The organism is Vibrio sp. OPT24 (assembly GCF_015163545.1).
In the GTDB taxonomy this organism is placed as follows: domain Bacteria; phylum Pseudomonadota; class Gammaproteobacteria; order Enterobacterales; family Vibrionaceae; genus Vibrio; species Vibrio cyclitrophicus.
Map to the genome: position 1 here is coordinate 593,319 of NZ_JADDYI010000048.1, position 20,043 is coordinate 613,361.

General features: G+C 41.7%; 13 protein-coding genes and 1 pseudogene. 7 read left to right on the top strand and 7 right to left on the bottom strand.

From position 1 onward, the window contains the following. Position 1: 1 nt before the first annotated feature. The 3 genes from IQO02_RS12250 to IQO02_RS12260 all read right to left on the bottom strand — a co-directional run bounded on the left by IQO02_RS12250 (position 2) and on the right by IQO02_RS12260 (position 3,348). Complete coding sequence (locus IQO02_RS12250; protein WP_080572738.1) at positions 2-1,369, bottom strand: MATE family efflux transporter; 1,368 nt, start codon at positions 1,367-1,369, stop codon at positions 2-4. A gap of 235 nt (positions 1,370-1,604) precedes the next feature. Next, positions 1,605-2,327, bottom strand: coding sequence for a FadR/GntR family transcriptional regulator (locus IQO02_RS12255; protein WP_010438380.1), 723 nt, complete (start codon positions 2,325-2,327; stop codon positions 1,605-1,607). 244 nt (positions 2,328-2,571) lie between these two features. Next, positions 2,572-3,348, bottom strand: coding sequence for an SDR family NAD(P)-dependent oxidoreductase (locus IQO02_RS12260; protein WP_016787918.1), 777 nt, complete (start codon positions 3,346-3,348; stop codon positions 2,572-2,574). Between the two features lie 342 nt (positions 3,349-3,690). Here IQO02_RS12260 and IQO02_RS12265 point away from each other — a divergent pair, with 342 nt between their 5' ends. The 3 genes from IQO02_RS12265 (at position 3,691) to IQO02_RS12275 (ending at position 7,265) form a co-directional block, all read left to right on the top strand. Continuing rightward, entirely contained in the window at positions 3,691-4,410 is a 720-nt protein-coding gene (locus IQO02_RS12265) for a FadR/GntR family transcriptional regulator (RefSeq protein WP_010438385.1), read from the top strand. A 276-nt stretch (positions 4,411-4,686) separates the two neighbouring features. Then, complete coding sequence (locus tag IQO02_RS12270) at positions 4,687-6,549, top strand: DUF294 nucleotidyltransferase-like domain-containing protein (protein ID WP_010438388.1); 1,863 nt, start codon at positions 4,687-4,689, stop codon at positions 6,547-6,549. Continuing rightward, positions 6,549-7,265, top strand: coding sequence for a 3'-5' exonuclease (locus IQO02_RS12275; RefSeq protein WP_102282562.1), 717 nt, complete (start codon positions 6,549-6,551; stop codon positions 7,263-7,265). Before IQO02_RS12270 ends, IQO02_RS12275 begins: the two co-directional genes overlap by 1 nt. A gap of 140 nt (positions 7,266-7,405) precedes the next feature. On the opposite strand, the gene IQO02_RS12280 is transcribed toward IQO02_RS12275, so the two are convergent. The 3 genes from IQO02_RS12280 to IQO02_RS12290 form a co-directional block, all read right to left on the bottom strand. Then, complete coding sequence (locus IQO02_RS12280; protein ID WP_010438391.1) at positions 7,406-8,119, bottom strand: oligogalacturonate-specific porin KdgM family protein; 714 nt, start codon at positions 8,117-8,119, stop codon at positions 7,406-7,408. 1,161 nt (positions 8,120-9,280) lie between these two features. Beyond that, positions 9,281-10,834, bottom strand: coding sequence for a methyl-accepting chemotaxis protein (locus tag IQO02_RS12285; RefSeq protein WP_102282561.1), 1,554 nt, complete (start codon positions 10,832-10,834; stop codon positions 9,281-9,283). 345 nt (positions 10,835-11,179) lie between these two features. After that, positions 11,180-11,788 (bottom strand): toxin-antitoxin system YwqK family antitoxin, encoded by a 609-nt coding sequence (locus tag IQO02_RS12290; RefSeq protein WP_010438394.1) that lies wholly within the window; start codon positions 11,786-11,788, stop codon positions 11,180-11,182. Between the two features lie 540 nt (positions 11,789-12,328). Between IQO02_RS12290 and IQO02_RS12295 the strand changes: the two genes are divergently transcribed. Together IQO02_RS12295 and IQO02_RS12300 are read left to right on the top strand one after the other, a co-directional pair. Beyond that, positions 12,329-14,104: a sodium:solute symporter family transporter gene (locus IQO02_RS12295; RefSeq protein WP_016768627.1), complete on the top strand. Its 1,776-nt coding sequence runs from the start codon at positions 12,329-12,331 to the stop codon at positions 14,102-14,104. 110 nt (positions 14,105-14,214) lie between these two features. Then, a complete protein-coding gene (locus IQO02_RS12300) occupies positions 14,215-15,831 on the top strand; it encodes a polysaccharide lyase 6 family protein (RefSeq protein WP_102282560.1) in 1,617 nt (538 codons plus the stop codon). 154 nt (positions 15,832-15,985) lie between these two features. On the opposite strand, the gene IQO02_RS12305 is transcribed toward IQO02_RS12300, so the two are convergent. Then, positions 15,986-16,483 (bottom strand): peptide-methionine (S)-S-oxide reductase, encoded by a 498-nt coding sequence (locus IQO02_RS12305; protein WP_016768629.1) that lies wholly within the window; start codon positions 16,481-16,483, stop codon positions 15,986-15,988. Positions 16,484-16,701: 218 nt separating this feature from the next. Between IQO02_RS12305 and IQO02_RS12310 the strand changes: the two genes are divergently transcribed. Further along, positions 16,702-17,817, top strand: a complete 1,116-nt coding sequence (locus IQO02_RS12310) for a YcjF family protein (protein ID WP_102282559.1) — start codon at positions 16,702-16,704, stop codon at positions 17,815-17,817. Continuing rightward, positions 17,804-19,465 (top strand): annotated as a pseudogene (locus IQO02_RS12315) (GTPase family protein); the annotation flags it as partial. The gene IQO02_RS12310 and the pseudogene IQO02_RS12315, both read left to right, overlap by 14 nt. Positions 19,466-20,043: the final 578 nt, after the last annotated feature.

A 20,043-nucleotide genomic window follows, 5' to 3' on the forward strand; every position in this document is an offset into this window, starting at 1 on the left:
TTTAGTCATACATCAACTCATTGGCTTTGTTTGCATCAAACTCTTTCAAAGACTTGCGTGCCAAGTGTCTAAACGGAAATGCTTTGACTATCTCTTCAAATGGCTGGACTGCAAATGCCCAAAAGATAGAGCCATCTAAGCCGAGGATAATCAACGCACACAAAGGGATTGAAATAACCCACTGGCCAGTAAAATTAATTTTAAATACAGCGGTTGTCTTGCCCAGTGCTCTCAAAACGTTTCCGTGAACAGTATTGTAGCCACGAGCAATCGGTAAGAATATGTAGAGCGGAGCAATAACAGCTAATGCTTGATAGGTTGAAGGATCTAAATCTGGGTAGATGTCTCCAATTACTACGCTCAATCCAGCAAATAGAACCGCGCAAATAATAGAAACACCCACAGCAACATCAATACTGGTATCAACGTTTTTGGCGAGATCATCCATTTTTTTGGACCCGATCGCTTGGCTGATCGTAATAGCTGAAGAATGAGCCCAAGCAGTAATGAACTGAGAGCCAGCTCTGATCCAAGGCATCACTAAGGTAATCGCTACATAGGCGTTTATATTGAGCTGCGAGTACAGCAATTGGTAAATGGTCGCACCAATTAATAACATGGTTACATTTGCGGCGACCGGGAATATTTCAATAAAGTGGCGTCGAACGTTTGTAATGAATTCAGATTTTTGAGCACTTAGCTTGAGTGATAATGTTGAACTTAAATGAACACACAGAGCCAAATAGAGTAAGCGTATGGTGATTGCAATAATGCTACCTAGTGCAGCGCCTTGAACACCAATGCCTTCAAACGTTGAAAAGCCGTGAATAAGCACATAAGAAAGTACGGCGTTGATCGGCAGTTCAATCAAGTAACCTTTAAAGGGTACTTTAGTTCTTCCTAGTGCATTAAAAAGAGCGATGATGACTTGTGTTAATGCGGTGAAAATCACCAGATATTTAGAAATATCAAGATAGCGACTGATTTCTAATTGGAGTGCGTTATCGTCAGTTAAGGCTTGAATTAGAGGCTGTTCGAAAAAGGTTAATAGAAACCAAAATACCGTTGCTATGCCCAGGTTAATGAACAGACCTGCCCAAAATGCTTTTGAAAGAGAAGCTGCGATACCAGAGCCCACAGCACGGCTGAGTACCAGTTGTGTACCATTTGCCAGTGCCATTTGTATACCTAGCACGAATGCAACAATGGTTGTAGCAATCCCCATTGCTGCGAGTGGAATTTCTCCAAGTGGAGAAACAAGAAGCGTGTCGATCATCAACATCGACTGCATCAAAATACCATTCAAGGCTAGGGGCCAAGCGAGAGAGAAGTTTTTCCTTACGTACGATTGCGAAGACACAAACAACACCTTATGTGTATATAACCGTAAGTTTTCTCTGAGATGACCTGAGTTCAACGTATAAAGATGAAACACTACGGTAATTGATGGTTAAACAAGACTGAGAGCCAAAACAAGATTGATTGTTTAAGCAAAACTAATCGTAAAAGTAAAACTGACGGCTAGGGCACCGTAGACAGTCGAATATGAGTTGATTCGTGTCTAATTAGAAATCTAAACACAAATCAGCTCAAGTAAACTTCGGTTATGCGAACGCTAATTCAACCTTAGATAATTTTTGGTTTTCATCATCAAGTAATAATTGAGAGGCTACACGTGCCTGCTTGGCATTGCCTGACATGATCGCATCGTATATTGCTTTATGCTCTTCTAAACAGAAGCGACCACCTTCTGCTGAATGGTCGATAAACTGTTTGAAGATTGTCGACAAGATGTTTGCGAACGGGATGTAAAACTGGTTGCCAGTCGATAAGAAGATCGTCTGGTGAAATAGGTGGTCGTGCGTTGTCCACTCTTCATAGTCATAGGCGTTAGCCGCTAGAGTCATTTTTTGGAAAAGAATAGAGAGTTCTTTACGCTGCTCGACGGTTGCGTTGGTTGCCGCCAATGCACATGCTTCTGGATCTATCGCTTTTCTTAAACCCAAAAATTGAGACAAGAAAGGTTTGGTGTCTTCTAAATCTTGAATCCAATAGAGTAATTGCGGATCTAAGAAGTGCCATTGTGTTCTCGGTTTGATACGAGTGCCAACTTTGGGCTTTGATTCAATGAGTCCTTTTGCAGAAAGCAGCTTGGTGGATTCTCTAAGGGCAGTTCTGCTCACTCCAAAGATCTCGCACAGCTCCATTTCGCTGGGTAACTTCTGATTTTCTTCTAACTCGCCAGACAAGATCTTACGAGCAATTTGTCTCGCCACTTGAACATGAATTCGGCGGCTTGAATCTTCCACCAATGTAAATATTGACATTTAAACCACCTGAAATTGAAACTTTAAAAAAACAAAAAAAACCAGACGAATCTGGCGTTTTTATGTCAGTGTATACGTCTATGTTGTGTGAGGTTTTCCCTCATCTACTAAGGTCTTTGACCAAATGTAATGCGCTTATATAACGGTGTGATCTTATTAGCTTCGCGACTTTATATCGCTCTGCGATCTTATTAACTTTGTGACCTTGCTAAAACTAATTTTGCTCGCCTTTTTAATTAGGGATCTAGGGCGCTATTTGTCCGCCGTTAACATCCAGAATTTGCCCTGTGATGTAACCGCTGCAAGCATGTGAGGCAAAGAAAGCAAAAGTAGGTGCTACTTCTTCAATACTGCCAAAGCGACCCATAGGGATATTGCTAGCAATGGTCGACTTTAGCTCATCGCTTTTGCCGTCATGAAATGCGGTATCGATAGTGCCTGGTGAAACTATGTTGAAACGGATATTGTCTTTAGCAAATTCTTTTACCCAGTTCCGATGGATATCGTGTAACCAAGCTTTCGATGCGGCATATACACCAGCACCCACACCACCACCTTCACGAGCGGCAATCGAACCCGTGCTAATAACACACGATGTTTGGCCAGACTCTGCGGCAGACGCACGTAAGTGAGGAATAGAGAATTTGGTTGTCATTAACGCAGAACGAACATTTAGGTTCATTACTCGTTCATAAAATTCGTCATCGATATTTTCTAGGTTGGCACGACCGCCAAGACCGCCTGCGTTATTGATCAACACATCCATCCCACCGAAGTGTTCGGTGAACTCGTTAACTAATTTTTCGCAATCCGATGTTTCCATCAAGTTCGCAGGGAAAAATGCAACATCGCCACCAAGCTCCTTGAGTTCGGCAATAACGTCATCAACTTTTGGGCTAGAAGCACGACTATTGATACCAATTTTTGCACCATACTTTGCGAAAATACGTGCTGTAGCTAAGCCCATACCAGCAGTAGAGCCAGTAATTAGAATGCGTTTGCCTTTTAAATCGTTAAACATCACAGTCGCCTATATTGTAGATCATTCGCGTTAATAAATCATACAATAACACTTGCAGTATTCAAGGATAGTCATCTCAAAACTGATCATCAACGACATAAATAGTGAGAGTAAGAGTCGTTTTGTGAGTTTGCGCATACAAAAAACGGTGTAAATAAGAACTATTTGTATGAATAAATGTTTTTAATTAGTTTGATGAACTAAATACTTATAAAATTCATAAAATCTTCGCTAGCCTATATCATTCGTGACCTCACGTTATTCTTATACTTAGTTGGTGCAGATATAAATCAGTGCTATAGTCCGAGTTAAATAATACATATCTAATAAGTAAGTAGACACATGGCTGGCTCTTTCAATTCGATTTCAGGCTCTAAGCGAAGCCTTCATGTGCAAGTTGCACGTGAAATCGCACGTGGTATTTTGTCGGGCAATTTGCCTCAAGGCTCTATCATTCCTGGTGAAATGGCTCTGTGTGAGCAATTTGGAATTAGTAGGACTGCATTAAGAGAAGCGGTTAAGCTTCTTACTTCAAAAGGCCTACTAGAATCTCGACCAAAGATCGGTACTCGCGTTGTTGACCGTGCGTTCTGGAACTTTTTAGACCCGCAATTGATCGAATGGATGGATGGTTTGGCAGATACAGACCAATTCTGTCATCAGTTTTTGGGCTTACGTCGCGCGATTGAACCAGAAGCATGTGCATTGGCTGCTCAGTTCGCGAGCGCTGAACAACGCATTGAACTGTCGGGCATTTTCCAACAGATGGTAGAAATATCAGGTGCTGAAGAGTTTAACCAAGACAGTTGGCTAGATATTGATATGAAATTCCATAGCCTCATCTTCAATGCAACAGGTAATGACTTTTACCTTCCATTTGGCAATATCTTAACGACAATGTTTGTTAACTTTATTTCTCATTCTTCAGAAGAGGGAAGTACGTGTATTAATGAACACCGTCAAATTTATGAAGCAATCATGGCGGGTAACAGTGATAAAGCACGCCAAGCTTCTGCAAGTCATCTATTAGATACTAACCACAGATTGCCAGTAGCAAGCTAGCTTAGTGTTTTGGGTGAGGTTTCAACTCTAAGGTCTTAGCCGTTTCTATCGAGCGTTGCTCTGGATACCTAGTGGAGTCAACCTAAAATTGCTGTTACTACAGACAGTTATCTATTGAAAGCACGTTTAATACGTGCTTTTTTTACATCCAAAATTGATGAAAACTTGACCGATGTCCAATATTTAGTCTTATGTGCGTTGTTTTGCTAAAACCGCTAGTAACCAGCATTGTTAGTTATATAATAATACTAATCAAATTAATGCGAGTGTAATTATATGCCTCAGTCTCTATTGCCAAATATTCTTCAGTTCATCGGTCAGATAGACCCTTTCGATAAGATCCCTAAAGAAGCGCTTCGTGACCTCGCTTTTAATGTTCAGATTACCTATCTAGCCAAAGGGGATGTCGTCGATCTATGCGAGTCAGGAAAAGAAAAGTCGCTCTATATCATTCGAACAGGATCTATGGAGCAAAGAAAATCGGACGGTGTGCTTCGTGCACGGTTAGGCAGTGAAGATCTGTTCGGCTTCACGTTCTTAGATTCTGAAGTTAATGATGATAAAGGCTATAGAGCTGTCGCAATTGAAAACACCTTACTTTATGTTATTCCACACTCGGCGCTTCAAACACTTTTCAAAGCTTTTCCAAGTTGTGCTGAGCATTTTGCTTCACAGGCCCAAGTTCGTTTGAAATCGGCACTGGATGTGGTTTGGTCAAACAAAGAGAAAGGCTTGTTCATTCGTAAGGTTGAAGAAGTCGCAAGCGGACAGGTGGCAATTGTTAAGTCCCAGCAAACCATCCAATCGGTCGCGGTTGAAATGCTTCATCAACGCTCACCCTGTGCGGTAATTTATGAGGATGAGTCGATTGTAGGCTTAATTACTGACCGAGATATGACTAAGCGAGTGATCGCTCATGGTGTCAGTACTGATAGCCTTATTTCTGAGGTGATGACGCATTCTCCTCTTACGGTTAAACCGGACGATTTAGTGCTACACGCCGCGTCTATTATGATGCAGTTTAATATTCGCAACTTGCCGGTTGTGAAAGAGAACAAAGTCATTGGGCTTCTTACCACGTCTCACTTGGTTCAAAACCACCGTGTTCAAGCCATTTTCTTGATTGAGAAAATCAAATACGCGGGCAGTGTGAAAACCATGTCTTCATTTACCTCGGAACGACAAGCTATATTTGAAGCGCTGGTGGAAGGTAAAGTTGCACCGGAAACAGTGGGTAAGGTAATGACCATGATTATGGATGCCTACACCCGCCGATTAATTCAGATAGCAATTGACAAGTTAGGCCCACCACCTTGTGACTTTTCTTGGATTGTTGCGGGTTCTCACGCCCGCAATGAAGTACACATGTTATCGGATCAAGACAGCGCGATTGTACTTTCTGACGATGCAACCGACAGTGACCGTATTTATTTCAAGCATTTAGCGATGATGGTAACAAATGGATTGGCAAGTTGTGACTATCCGTTATGCCCAGGAAAATTCATGGCTGCGACGCCAAAGTGGTGTCAGCCACTGGGTGTTTGGAAGCACTACTACAAGAAGTGGGTAGCAAACCCTGAATATGAGCGTCTACTCAATATCAGTGTTTTCCTTGAAATTCGCACTATTTACGGCAACAGTGAATTTGAGGGCATTCTTCGTGATGAGTTGCACTCCAATATTCGCAATAATCGAGAATTTTTGAGCACGTTGGTGAAAGATGCGGTGAACACTAATCCACCATTGGGCATTTTTAACAGCTTGGTGTTAGAGAAGTCGGGAGAGAACAAGAAAACGCTCAATGTGAAGAAATACGCGATTAACCTGATTATCGATCTCGCACGTATATACGGGCTAGCCGTTGAATGTGATTTGTCTGCAACCGACGAGCGTTTTGCAGCTGCGAACGAGAAAGGTATGCTCAGTGATGACGCGTTCAAGAACATTCTGGGTGCGTATCAGTTCATTTTATCTTTCCGATTTGGTCATCAACTTGAAGCTTTGAAGAATGGGGAGGTACCAGACAACAACATCAACCCTGATAGCTTTGGTAGCTTTGAACGTAAGCACTTGAAAGATGCCTTTAGGATCATAGCTGATCTCCAAGAGGCGGCGAAGATTCGTTTTGGAGCGCGCTAATGAGAGCATTGTTAAATTATTTTCATCCGCTTGAGCGAGTCAAGCGCAAGCGAAAGCAATACCTAAATACGGTTAAACTGCCTGAAGCATTACACGATCTTGTTGAACAGCCGTGTCCAGAGATGGCGGATTTGGCTAAAGATAGTGAGTATATTGTGTTAGATCTTGAAACGACGGGCTTAGACAGTGAACAAGATCTGATTTTATCGATGGGGTGGGTTGATGTGGTTAAGGGGCGAATTGATTTGGCATCTGCCAAACACATCTATCTTAACAACGACTCTCAGATCAACGCAGAAACCGCGGTTATTAATCACATTACGCCGCAAATGTTGGAAAAGGGCGCGTCAATTCATGATGCCATGCTGACCTTTTTTGAAGCCGCAAAAGGTAAAATCATTGTTGCGCACGCTTGTGTTGTAGAAGAGAAGTTCATTAGTCAATATCTACTTCGATGTTACGGATTGAGAACGGTGCCTTTGCTTTGGTTAGATACATTGTGTATTGAAAAATCTATGGAGAAAGCGATCAGTAATCATGAAGAGGTAGATTTAACTTTGGCAGGCACACGTGACAGGTATGGTCTTCCTGAGTATAACAGCCACAATGCGTTAGCTGATGCAGTTTCAACAGCGGAGCTATTTTTGGCTCAACAGAAACGAGTGGTCCCGAATGATGAAGTGACACTATCATTTTTATATAGGATCAGTCACTAGGGAAGCCATTTGTTTCCTTATTTGAATCATTGTTGACTGAACTGATTTGAAAGCATAAAAGCCAGCGATTATGCTGGCTTTTGTTTGGGTCTTAGAAAATTAGGCAGTTATCATCTTAGACTTTTCATATAGGGAACAGCTTAGAAGCTGTAAGTAATACCTACACGGCTACGTAGTTGACGGCTTGAGTCACACACCGTATCACTTGTACATTGAACGTTGCCAAATTCTACGTATGGGCGCCAGCTCCAATCTGCTTCTTTGTAGCCGATCTTCATGTTGTAGTCCCACTCGTACTCGCCGTTGTTACCCATTTTCCATTCGTCATTAAAGAAATCTTCTTTGTAGTTTGCTTCAAAGCCAAACTGCCAAGCGTTCCAGTTGTAATCGATATTACCCGTAATTTTACCGGCATTTAATGAGTCGTGTTGCTTACCATCAAGGCCTGTTGAAGTTTTACCTGATGCATAATTGCGGAACTCATGGCGGTAACGAAGTTTCGTTGTTACACCTGAATCAAATTTGTATTGAACACGTACTTGCGGTTTGTAAGTTACCGCTTCATCACCGAAAGTAATCGGCATTGAAGTTGTTACACGCCAGTTGTTATCGAATTTGAAGTGGTAGCCGTATTCAAATTCGTTATCACCACGTTGAAGTTCGCTTAGGTTACCCTTGTGCTTCATTTCTACGCCGTAGTAATGATTACCTGTGCTACCACCAATTTTCACTCGACCAGCCCATTCTTCCGAATCGTGCTTGTACTCTTCACGAAAATCTAGTGATGCCGCAGACACGCTGCCTGCAAAAAGAGTTGCTAATACTGCAAGCGTTACTTTATTCGTTTTTATCATTTTATTGTTTCCACTGTATCTAAATAAAAAATGGTTAATAAAGGACCAACGTTGAGCCCTTTGTTGTATTGGGATTAAAGTTTTGGGTAAAGTCGTTCTACGTCGCGCTGAGCCCATATTTCCGCTAAGTTCTTTTTCATTGTGAACTTGCTAAAGTCTGTCTCAGTTGCCAGTTTCACCATTCAGGGTTTTCCCTAGCAACGCCGGCCTTTAGGTAAAGCGGAGTTATACGCTCAATGCGATGACGTTTGTTTTCGTGTGTAGGGTTACTCTTTCTTTTGAATTAAAATACTACAAATATGCTAGCGATTAGAATGGTGAGGTTCTGTGAATTAGATCGTGTTGTCATGATAAAACCACTATTTACAAAGGGTTACAAAGTTAGGGTTTAAATTAAACCTTTGTTTTTTAATGGTTATTTTTCAGGTTATGTTGATTTTCTGAGTTTTTGTCTATCAATAAATGTGCGCTACAGCAAAAAATTGAATCTTTAGTTGTCATTTTTATTTGTAATACATTATTATTTACTAACTTTATGTAGTAACACATATCGTCAGAACGTTAAATAGATGCACATGCATCTGTATGGTTTTAGGTAGTGATTCTGTCGGTTAGTTTTAAGTGACTACTGACGTGAATGGATGAACTTATGGTTCATAGCTGCATTGGGATGATGGTTTTAAGGCTAAGGCTTTGTTTAAAAGCGAAGATAGTTTAAAAGCGAAGATAGTTTAAAAGCGAAGATAGTCTAAAAGTTAACATACCTAAAAGTACGATGTATTTGCCGTGAGGGGATAAAAAGCCTCAATCAAAAAAGGTTTGAAGTGTAGTAGGCAAGGCAGTTACACAGCCTGCTATAGAGATCGGAGTTAGAACGATTGGATATAGTCGCTCTAAACTGATGAAAAAGAAGAAATCGTTGAAGTGCTTGTAAGAGCATTTTGATTATTGCTCCCAACTATTCTAATTATAACTTCTGCTTTCCTTTAGAAAGGTAGGAGATGGTAGTGAAGATCTACCTTTGCGCTCATGTTGATACAGGCAACATGAGCGTTTTTTTTGCCTAAAATTTGTATTGATCGTTTGATCTACAGATACAGACTATAGATAAGAAGGGCACCCACTGATTCATTCAGTAACCGTGAATGATGTATAGAGCGATTAAGATTTGAGGTTTATGACCGCACGTTCAAGAGATGCGGTCTGTTCTACAACCGATGTTGCGGAGGCGGCATTCTTTGAAGCGACCGTTACGTTAGCGAGTGTAAGGTGTTTAATCGAACTTACGTTGTCAATGATTTCTGATGTAACATCGCTTTGTTCTTGCATTGCATTGGCCACTTCTAAACTGTTGTTTAGAATCGTTTCCATATCCTTGATTACTGATGTGAGTCTTGAGTGCGCTTTTTCACAAGAGTTGACACTGCTATCGCCTTTTTCACAACAGTTTTGAATTGTATTAACCACCGTTTGGGTTTGGTCTTGAACCCCTTGAATAATATTGGAGATCTCTTCAGTAGAAAGCTGTGTTCTCCCTGCTAAGGTTCTCACTTCATCAGCCACTACTGCAAAACCGCGCCCTTGTTCTCCAGCACGAGCTGCTTCGATTGCTGCATTGAGAGCGAGGAGGTTAGTTTGCTCTGCAATGTCTTTAATGACTTCTAATACGGTATTGATTTTTTCTGAATGAACAGAGAGGCGATTTACTTCTTCGCTGGCGCTTACTAGGTCAGTCGAAAGAGTATTGATGGTGTCTCTGGTAAATGCGACGTCATTCAAGCCTTCATTAGCCGTTGCGAAACTGGTTTGTGCATTGGATGATGCGTTGTCACTATTTATCGCAACACTTTGGATATTACTGCCCATCTGGTTTATCGCGGTCGCAATGTTTTCTGTTTGTAGCTGTTGTTTGTTTAAGGCGCTTTCAACGTGCCTTCCGTCGTGTTGTAGCTGATTTGAAATATTACCTAGTTGTTGGATAGATCCTTGTACTTGCCCAACAAGCTGACGAATATCTGACAGTACAATATTAAAAGCTTTCGCAATATCAGCAATTTCATCTGAACCGCTCTCTTCTGCCTTTACGGTAAAGTCGCGTTGTTGGGAGACCACAAGCATCACCGAGTTCAATGATGCAATTTTTTTCGCTACACGTGATGAAATACCAAATGAAAGTGCGAGAAGCATTACTGCTACGGTTATTAGGGAGCTAATAATGAAAGTGGTAATGGTTTGTTGAATCGACTCTACTTGTTCTTCCAGGCGGCGTTCAACAGCCGTGAATATCGAAATGATGTCTTCAAACAATGTTTTCATTTCTGATTTTAGCCCCACCACTTGTGTTGGGTCTCGATCAATGGCGTTTATCATCAAAGAAAAATCTTTATTGTATTGTTTAACTTCCATTTTCAGTTTGTCTAACTCTGAAACGACAATGTCTGATTCATCAAGTAGAACAGAAAAACTTCCCATCAATTTCTGAAAGTTTGAGTATTCCTTGGTGAATACTGGCTGAAGTGATTGATCGTGGCTGATCAAAAATTCTAATTCTGTTCGATTAAGTTGCAGCATAGAGACTTCAAGCGACTTAACTTTGATCAGCGTTTTCTCTAACTTAATCAGTTTGAGGTTTGCCATTTCAGTGAATGATACAACAATCATCAGTGACAATATGGACAAACAAGTAAGGCTAAATAGGGAGGTTTTAATTTTCATGGACGGGCACCAAAGCAATATGACTCAATAACGTATTTGAAATCGCGTTTCTCTCGTCTACGAGCTGCATAATGAGATCTGACTCGCAAGGTAAACGTTTGCTTACAATATTTTAACAAAAGGCTATTCGCAAGTTAAATATTATTTATTTTCAATATCTATTGATGATGCTTTTATTACTAGTGGTGACTTTTAGTGATGAGTGAAATGAACAGTCGCGTGTTTGAAGGTACAACTTGCATTGGTCAGCGACGAAAATAATGCGTTTAAGAGGGTTTCGAAAGCAATAGGCGCTCACGCGTAGTGACATGAATGCCCATTGCTGTGGGTATCGTTGCGATAGCGCTAACTTTGTGTAGGCATCCATACCTGTTTAGATGTGATTTTGTGGCCTTTAAAGGTCAATTCTTCAACCTTATCTCCGTTTTGATTCCAACGAGTTAATGTCCCATTTGCAATTTCACCATCATCAAATTTGGCTTGACTTGCCTTGTTACCATTTGGATAGTAATCCGTTACTAGCCCGTCTTGTTGTCCGTTACTGTATTTCGCAGTAAGGCTTTGTTCGCCATTTGGATACCATCGAGAGACATCACCCGATAATTTGTTATCGATATAATTGAGCTCTGCTTTTTTCTGCCCATTCGGGTACCAGGCCTCAGCTTTGCCCTGTAATTCACCCTTTTCGTAATTCACTTTAGAAGCGATCTGGCCATTTGGATACCAGTTGGTTTCTAACCCAAGCTCTAAGCCATCAGCAAACTGAGCTTGAGTGGCTATTTGGCCGTTATCGAATTTCTCTTCAAATTGCCCAGTAAATGGCTTTGAGTGGTTAACTTGATAAGCAACGCCTTTTCGCATCTGAAGATAATCAACAGCATCTTCTCGGGTGGCTGCGTAACTCATAGAAGACATCGTACTAAGAGCAATCAATATTGGGATGTATTTCTTCATAATGACACCTTTTTTATTGGACGGGGGAAAGTGTAATCAGTGTGTTAAAAGCATTTCACTTCCATGGATGACTGTCAGCAGCTATTACTGGTTTTCAAGTTTTCATTATTGACTGTCTATTGAAGGGAACTTTTTCATACGTATTTGGACGTAGGCATTGTATTATTTGTAATACAAATGTGTTGGATTTAATCATTTTTAAAAATTATATTGAGTGTTTTTTCTTCGTTAGATTTGTTATTTTTCTTGTAACGATTGAATTCTTTTAATGACTGATTTTCATTTTTGTGTGATTTTATTCACATTTAATTGGGGTTTTATAGAGTTTTAGCCTGTCATATGGGGGGAGAGTGCCAGACTTTGCACTATGTTGATGAATTTCGCTCTTGTTCGATGCAACTTTGAACTCGATCACTTGTATGATTATTTGATGGTAATAGTCTAAGATCGCTGTCACGCATTTAAGTTATTGTAGTACAAATGTGGCTATCATCTATCTATAGTGCACCTAACAGAAAAACATAAATAAAAGGTCTAAAGATGGAACTCAATACCCTGATAGTAGGCATCTACTTCCTATTCTTAATTGCGATAGGGTGGATGTTCAGAACATTTACAAGTACAACTAGCGATTACTTCCGTGGGGGAGGTAACATGCTGTGGTGGATGGTAGGTGCAACAGCATTTATGACCCAGTTCAGTGCGTGGACATTTACTGGTGCGGCAGGTAAAGCCTTTACTGATGGTTTTGCAGTAGCGATTATCTTCATTGCTAACGCCTTCGGTTACCTAATGAACTACCTTTACTTCGCTCCGAAGTTCCGCCAACTGCGTGTGGTTACGGTAATTGAAGCAATTCGTATGCGATTTGGTAAAGTGAACGAGCAAGTGTTTACTTGGTCGGGCATGCCAAACAGTGTTATCTCTGCTGGTATCTGGTTGAACGGTCTTGCGATCATCGCATCTGGCATCTTTGGCTTTGATATGACAACGACAATCATCCTAACTGGTCTGGTTGTACTGGTGATGTCAGTAACGGGTGGCTCATGGGCAGTAATCGCATCTGATTTCATGCAGATGGTTATTATCATGGCGGTAACGGTGACGTGTGCCGTGGTTGCGATTTACCACGGTGGCGGCGTTACGCAGATCATTAGTGATTTCCCAACAGATTCATTCATCACAGGTGACAACCTTAACTACCTAAGCATCTTTAGTATCTGGGCAGTCTTCATCTTCTTGAAGCAATTCAGCATTACCAACAACATGTTGAACTCTTACCGTTACCTTGCGGCTAAAGACTCTAACAATGCACGTAAAGCCGCACTGCTTGCTTGTATCCTTATGACGCTTGGTCCAATCATTTGGTTTATGCCATCTTGGTTTATGGCGGGTCAAGGTGTTGATTTAGCGGCTGCTTACCCAGAAGCAGGCAGCAAATCTGCTGATTTCGCTTACCTATACTTCGTTCAAGAGTACATGCCTGCCGGTATGGTTGGTCTTCTGATCGCCGCTATGTTTGCTGCGACCATGTCTTCAATGGATTCTGGTCTAAACCGTAACTCAGGTATCTTTGTTAAGAACTTCTACGAGCCGATTCTTCGTCCTCAAGCGACAGAGAAAGAGCTGATGGTTGTTTCTAAGCTAACGTCTACGTTCTTCGGTATCGCTATCATCTTGGTTGCACTGTTCATCAACTCTCTTAAAGGATTGAGCCTTTTCGATACGATGATGTATGTGGGCGCACTGATCGGCTTCCCTATGACAATTCCTGCATTCTGTGGCTTCTTTATCCGTAAAACACCGGATTGGGCTGGTTGGGGTACGCTAGTTGTTGGTGGTGTGGTTTCTTACTTCGTAGGTTTCGTTATCACAGCGGATATGGTTCAAAACTGGTTCGGTCTGAACGAGCTAACTGGCCGTGAGTGGGCTGACCTTAAAGTGGCTATCGGCCTTATTGGCCACATCGTATTTACTGCTGGCTTCTTCGTTCTATCAACACTGTTCTACAAGCCTCTTGCTGAGCACCGTGAGAAAGACGTAGACAAGTTCTTCAACAACCTAGCGACACCATTAGTTGCTGAAAGTAACGAGCAGAAGAAACTGGATAATAAGCAACGTCGTATGTTGGGTTCACTTATCGCAGTGGCGGGTGTGGGCGTAATGACAATGTTCGTACTGCCGAACCCTATGTGGGGACGCATGGTGTTTGTTCTGTGTGGTGCGATTGTATTCTCTGTTGGTTTGCTTCTGGTGAAAGCGGTTGATGACAAAGTCGAGCAACAAAACGACGAAGTTACCTCTGCTGAAAGCTAATGCCTACAAGATTCTAAAAAATAGATACTCAAACATAGAGTGTTAATACATCGGCCACCCACTTGGGTGGCCGTTAATTTGATAATCCAAGATTCAATGTGAGATGTACGATGAAAAAAAAATTAATTTCGGTAAGTATTATTAGCGCGTTCACGTTAGCTTTCGCAACGGGCTGTACAAGCCAAGATACAGCGGCACCAGTGATCGACGTGGCTGAACAAGCAGCGCCTGCTATTAGCGAAATCGATCGTAGTTACTTATTGAGTAGTGATCGCTTAAACGAGGTTGATGGGAATACGTTGGCCGTTGCTTCAGACGAACAAGTGGCTGCGCTTAAAGCACAATTTGAAAATTTAAAAGATGGCGACGAAGTCGTTATCCCTAGTGGTAAATACGCGAATTTAGGTCAAGTGACTATTACCGCGAACGATATCACTATTAGAGCTGAGCAAGCGGGTTCGGCTTGGATTACTGGCCTTATTCAGTTTGAACTTAAAGGTGATGACGTCACACTAGATGGTTTAGTGTTTACTGAAGGTGGTCCAAACGAACGATTTGGTGCTGTGCGTATGATGGGTAATGGCAACACGCTTAAAAACTCAACGTTCTACTACTTCAACCACGATTACACATACGAACCAGACGATCGCCGCTCTGAATATCCAAAATACGTTTGGGTTTCGTTATGGGGCAAAGATGGCAAGGTAATCAATAACCGTTTCGAAGGTAAACAAAAACGCGGGACGCTGATTGGTGTACAAAAAGATGACACATCAGATAATCACCTGATCGCGAATAACATCTTCATGGATCAGAAACCGAACCAATTTAATGAGTTCGACATCAAAGAAGCGATTCGTTATAACGGCAACAGCTGGGAAGCCATCCGCATCGGTGATTCTAAGGCTTCACAATGGGATTCGAGCTCTAAGTTTGTTAACAACCTAATGATTGATATGGATGGCGAGCGTGAACTTATTTCTATTAAGTCGGGTGACAACACGATTTCAGGCAACACGATTTTTCAAAGTACTGCTCTAATTTCACTTCGTCACGGTAAAGGAAATAAAGTTGAAAACAACATGATCCTTGGTAACGGAAAGCGTCTAACTGGCGGTGTTCGTATTTATGATGAAGACCATGTTATCCGCAACAACTACATTGCTAACACGCGTGGTCGTGATGGTCTAATTGAAGGTAATGCTGACTTACGCGGCGGTATTGTTATCAATACTGGCATCATCGATGTTGCAAACGGCGAACAGTTAGATCAGTCGGTCAAAGGAAAAGAGCTTAACAAGCAATGGACACCTAAAAATATCACGATCGAGAATAACTCTCTTGTGGATACAGAGTGGGGCATTGTGTATGGCAACCAAAGTCATCGTGTAAGCCTGTTCAATAACGCAGAAGTGGAAAACATCTATGCAGGTGTTGATGTCGCGTTTAGCAACAACGTGGTTGATAATTCATTATCACCTGACTTTGTAAGTGTACGCGCAACAAACGACTTCCCATTAGTTGATGCTACATACACTGATGAAACGTACGTAGGTCAAGTGACGGATTCTGAGCAGATCTCAAGCTACTCAGTCGAGTTGCCGGCAGTGACTATTACTAACGGCATGAATGCTTACCAAGGCGAAGGTGCCGATGTGTCGAAACTTTCCGTTGTGACGGCTGAAACGGCGGGTCCGGACTACGTGCTCGAGAATACAACGAAGTAGCTTATTGCTTAACGTTTTAATGCTTAACGGTCTGGGCTATCAAATAAATTCAAGATAGCTGTATTAGCCGTTAACATCTAAAAAGCCTCAACGGGTAATATCTGTTGAGGTTTTATCGATCTTAGGTCGTGACCATCTCAATCTTACGTCGTGACTACTGTGATTTATACTTATGCAGCAGATCCCAAGGGATGTGACACAAATGATGATCTTCTGGGAATTGACTTAGGTGGTTTTGGTGGATGTCGTCACTGGCGACATAATGTATTAAAGGCAGTATCTCTAGAGCTATTCGGTCTGCATCATCACGCGACGCAATATAGCGCTTGGCTTCGGCAAGATGTCCATCGTTGAGACTGTAAATGCCAGTACGATACTTTTCTCCTACATCGATGCCTTGTTTGTTCACGCTGTATGGGTCAATAATCTCAAACAGGTGCTTCATCAGAATCGTTACCGACGTGATACTCGGGTCAAAATCGATTTGTACGCATTCAGCGTAACCATCATAGGTATTTGGGGTGTTATCATTTTGCGTTATTCGAGAAGTGCCATTGGCACGGCCAGCTTCGGTGCTGATGACTCCAGGAACGTACTTAATAAACTCTTGTACACCCCATAAGCAGCCACCCGCTAAATAAATTTGTTCCATACTTACCTTTTACTTCTCTGTATTTGTTGTTCGTTCGATACGTGAATCAATGTGGTGATACACGTTCTTGAAAAAGCGCACACATAAAAACAAGTGTTTAGGTATTGTAAACCAGTGCGACTGAACAAACATAAGTCTAATAGGATTTGTGATTATATAAGTCAGTATTGCATTGTCATCAACTCGAATTTCATTATCAAGTGAGCGTTAGCTTAACCATGTTTGATCAAATAAAAGATTTCATCAATCCCAGTAAGAATCCAGATCTCACTCAGGCTCAGGAGTATCAGCGTAAACATCTACCGACGCTGTGGCTTTTGGGCAAAACGGGGGCTGGAAAATCATCGTTCATTCAAGCCGTGACTGGCAATTCTTCCGTTGAGGTGGGTAACGGTTTTGCTCCTTGCACGATGACTGCAATGTCATATGAATTTCCTCAAGACAAGCCAGTAATGCGGTTTCTTGATACTCGTGGTTTGGGAGAGGCCGATTATGATCCTAAAGAAGATTTAGAAGAGATTGGTCAAGCGGGCAATGCGCTAGTCGTAGTGATGAAAGCCGATGAACCCGAACAATCATCTGTGCTTTCTGCCCTGAAACAGGTTAAAAAGCAGAAGAAGATTGAGCATTTACTTCTCGTTCATACTGCTGTGCTGTCCTCTAAAGAGACCGATCGCACAAGGCAAATTCGATTCAACACCAATCAAGTTGAAAAGGTTTGGGGTAAGGACTGTTCTTCGGTGGCCGTCGATTTTGAAACTGATGACGGCTCTATTTATAACAGCAGTCCCATCTATAACTATGACACCCTGATAGAACAGTTGACGACAATACTCCCTGTGATAGGGATGATGGTGATAGACAAAGAACACTCGACTCAAGAAGAAGCGAATTTTGATCAAGTCGAAAACGAAGTGCTTTGGTATGCAGGAAGCGCTGCCGCGAGTGACCTGATTCCAGGTGTTGGTTTGGTGTCTGTGCCTGCGATTCAAGCGAAAATGCTTCATAGCTTGGCCAATCAATATGGGGTCGAATGGAATAAGAGAGTCTTTAGTGAATTGATAGGAACTCTGGGAAGCAGCTTCGCTTTGCAATACGGAATGAAACTGGGCACTCGACAGTTGATAAAGCTGATTCCAGTTTATGGTCAAACTGTGGGCGCGGTTGCTGCAGCGGCAATGAGTTTCGGCACTTCTTATGGTTTAGGTCGCGCGGCGTGTTTTTACTTCTATCATAAGAACAAAGGTGAAGAAGTCTCTGAACAAGAGATGCAGAAGATCTACAAAGAATCCCTGAAAAAAGGAAAGGCGGCGTCGGGCTATGAAGAAAATTAGAAACCTATTTCGATTACTGGCGGTGCTATCGAGTGGCCGCTGGGGCATTACCCTGATTTCGGCTATCTTCCCAAGCATTATCATGATGGGTTTTGGTCTCTTCTTGGCGATTAAATATGGTTACCTACTGGAAATGTCCATTGCGATTGCGGTGAGTACTTTACTATTCTCTGTTCCTCTATACATTTCTAGTCGCTCTTCGCACAAATCGACCTATAGCGATTCTTCTTTGAATAAAGAGAGCGATGATGAACCTCAAGTAGAATCATTGCTTAAGAAGACTGACATCGACGATGCGCTTGTTAAAGCTTCTATTGATTGGTCTCAAAAAGAGCTGTCGATCTGGAATGAATCGAAACTCCACGTGCGGCAACAATTAATGATCGACATAGAGTGGGGCAATCTAGACCAAACCGGTTTAGAAGTTCTTGAGTTTGTCGCCACGAAGTTTGACAAGAAATCACTCGACTTCTCTATTCCAGAAGGACTGAAGCTGTTCGAAGAGGTGAGCCGACGCTATAAGTTGGTGGTGCGAGAACATATACCAGGTATTGAATATCTCAAGGTTTCCTATATCAAAGCGGGCTACGAAGCCTATGACAAATATGGCGAGCTAGGACATAAGATCATTAAAGCTGCCATTTGGGGTAATCATCTTAAAAACCTGTATTTGAACCCCCTGAAAGTCATTTCGGATTTAGGCCGTGAACAGGCGACTTCTTCAATGACAAGAGGTGTGGTTGAGGACATGCAATATGCTGCCAAGCAAGCCTTGTTAGATGAGGTGGCCGCTGTGGCGATTGATCTCTATAGTGGACGTTTTAGCATTGAAGATGAAGCACTAAGAGCGTCGGATGTTTCTGAAATAGATGAACAGCGCTTTGCACCAGAATTAGAGCCAGTAAGAATTGTTCTAGTAGGGCAAACAAGCTCTGGGAAATCCTCACTGATTAATGCGCTTAAGCAAGAGTTGGTAGCTGAAGTGGATGTACTGCCATCAACCGACACTTCAACCGTATACAACGCGTTTGTCGATGACAATGATGTTAGAGTTGTTGATCTTCAAGGGCTGGATGGCAATGCCAAAACCGAAGCTCTGATGCTTAAAGAGATGACCCAAGCCGATGTTGTACTTTGGGTTCTTAAAGCCAATCAATCGGCTCGTGAACTGGATAAGCAATTGAAGGGCAAGTTTGATGCTTTCTATGACGATCCTAAAAACATCTCACGTAAGAAGCCAATCGTTGTATCGGTTGTGAATCAGGTCGATCGATTAAAGCCTGTTGATGAGTGGCAGCCGCCTTATGATTTGGGTAATCCAACATCGCCCAAAGCGAAGATCATTGCTCAAGCACTCGAATACAACCATATATTGCTGCAGTCTGATATCGTGTTACCGCTCGCTATTGCGCCAGAAAAGACGATTTTTGGTTTAGAAGCACTCAAGCAGATGGTAATCGAAGGCATAGCTGATGCTAATAATGTGCAAAGAAACCGCCAACGTTTGGAGGCAATGAAACGGGGAACGTCGGTTAAAGGCCAACTGAACAAAGTAGTGAACGCTGGTAAGAAGGTCACACCAAGTGTTTTGAAAGCGGCGACACCAAAGCTCGCTGAAATGGCCATTAAGCAAGCTGTTAAGAAAAAAGTAGTCCTCGATAGTTTCTATAATGTTGTTCTGGTGAGGTTTAGTTCTCATCAGAACTTAGTGTTCTAGATCTTCGTTCTATATTAGCGAAGCATTAAATTTAAAAAATAGCTGCTATTATTAAGTATCTCGTTGAACTAGTTTAATAGTCTATGAACCTCTGGTATTCGAAGTTTACATAACACGCTATCAGATTTAATTGTCATTCTAAATATTGATCACATTTATACTTATCCAAGCTTTATTTATAAAACCATTGCACTATATTTAAATTTCGTTTCATCTTGATTTCAACGTAGGGATATATTGTGAACTTGTATCTGAAATGGCAATCAACAACATGGCTGACCTTGTTAGCTTGGTATACTTTAGACCACCAGCTCTCTTTTCACCTTTCTTCAGAGTAGTACCCTCTAGGCGTCACGCGCCAGCAGAGCCCTTGAGTTTTGCCAATCCTGTTAATTTTTTCTTTAAGAAATGTCGTAGTTTATGCGTCAGCTATTTTTGCTTTTGTGCATACAACTCTTTATCTCTAGTTAATTATTAATTGGAACCTAATCAATACGTATTGATTAAAT

What these genes read in the sequence shown, in the direction of transcription:
- IQO02_RS12255 (WP_010438380.1), bottom strand. Translation starts at nt 2,327, where the DNA reads ATGTCAATATTTACATTGGTGGAAGATTCAAGCCGCCGAATTCATGTT.
- IQO02_RS12260 (WP_016787918.1), bottom strand. Translation starts at nt 3,348, where the DNA reads ATGTTTAACGATTTAAAAGGCAAACGCATTCTAATTACTGGCTCTACT.
- IQO02_RS12265 (WP_010438385.1), top strand. Translation starts at nt 3,691, where the DNA reads ATGGCTGGCTCTTTCAATTCGATTTCAGGCTCTAAGCGAAGCCTTCAT.
- IQO02_RS12270 (WP_010438388.1), top strand. Translation starts at nt 4,687, where the DNA reads ATGCCTCAGTCTCTATTGCCAAATATTCTTCAGTTCATCGGTCAGATA.
- IQO02_RS12275 (WP_102282562.1), top strand. Translation starts at nt 6,549, where the DNA reads ATGAGAGCATTGTTAAATTATTTTCATCCGCTTGAGCGAGTCAAGCGC.
- IQO02_RS12280 (WP_010438391.1), bottom strand. Translation starts at nt 8,119, where the DNA reads ATGATAAAAACGAATAAAGTAACGCTTGCAGTATTAGCAACTCTTTTT.
- IQO02_RS12285 (WP_102282561.1), bottom strand. Translation starts at nt 10,834, where the DNA reads ATGAAAATTAAAACCTCCCTATTTAGCCTTACTTGTTTGTCCATATTG.
- IQO02_RS12290 (WP_010438394.1), bottom strand. Translation starts at nt 11,788, where the DNA reads ATGAAGAAATACATCCCAATATTGATTGCTCTTAGTACGATGTCTTCT.
- IQO02_RS12295 (WP_016768627.1), top strand. Translation starts at nt 12,329, where the DNA reads ATGGAACTCAATACCCTGATAGTAGGCATCTACTTCCTATTCTTAATT.
- IQO02_RS12300 (WP_102282560.1), top strand. Translation starts at nt 14,215, where the DNA reads ATGAAAAAAAAATTAATTTCGGTAAGTATTATTAGCGCGTTCACGTTA.
- IQO02_RS12305 (WP_016768629.1), bottom strand. Translation starts at nt 16,483, where the DNA reads ATGGAACAAATTTATTTAGCGGGTGGCTGCTTATGGGGTGTACAAGAG.
- IQO02_RS12310 (WP_102282559.1), top strand. Translation starts at nt 16,702, where the DNA reads ATGTTTGATCAAATAAAAGATTTCATCAATCCCAGTAAGAATCCAGAT.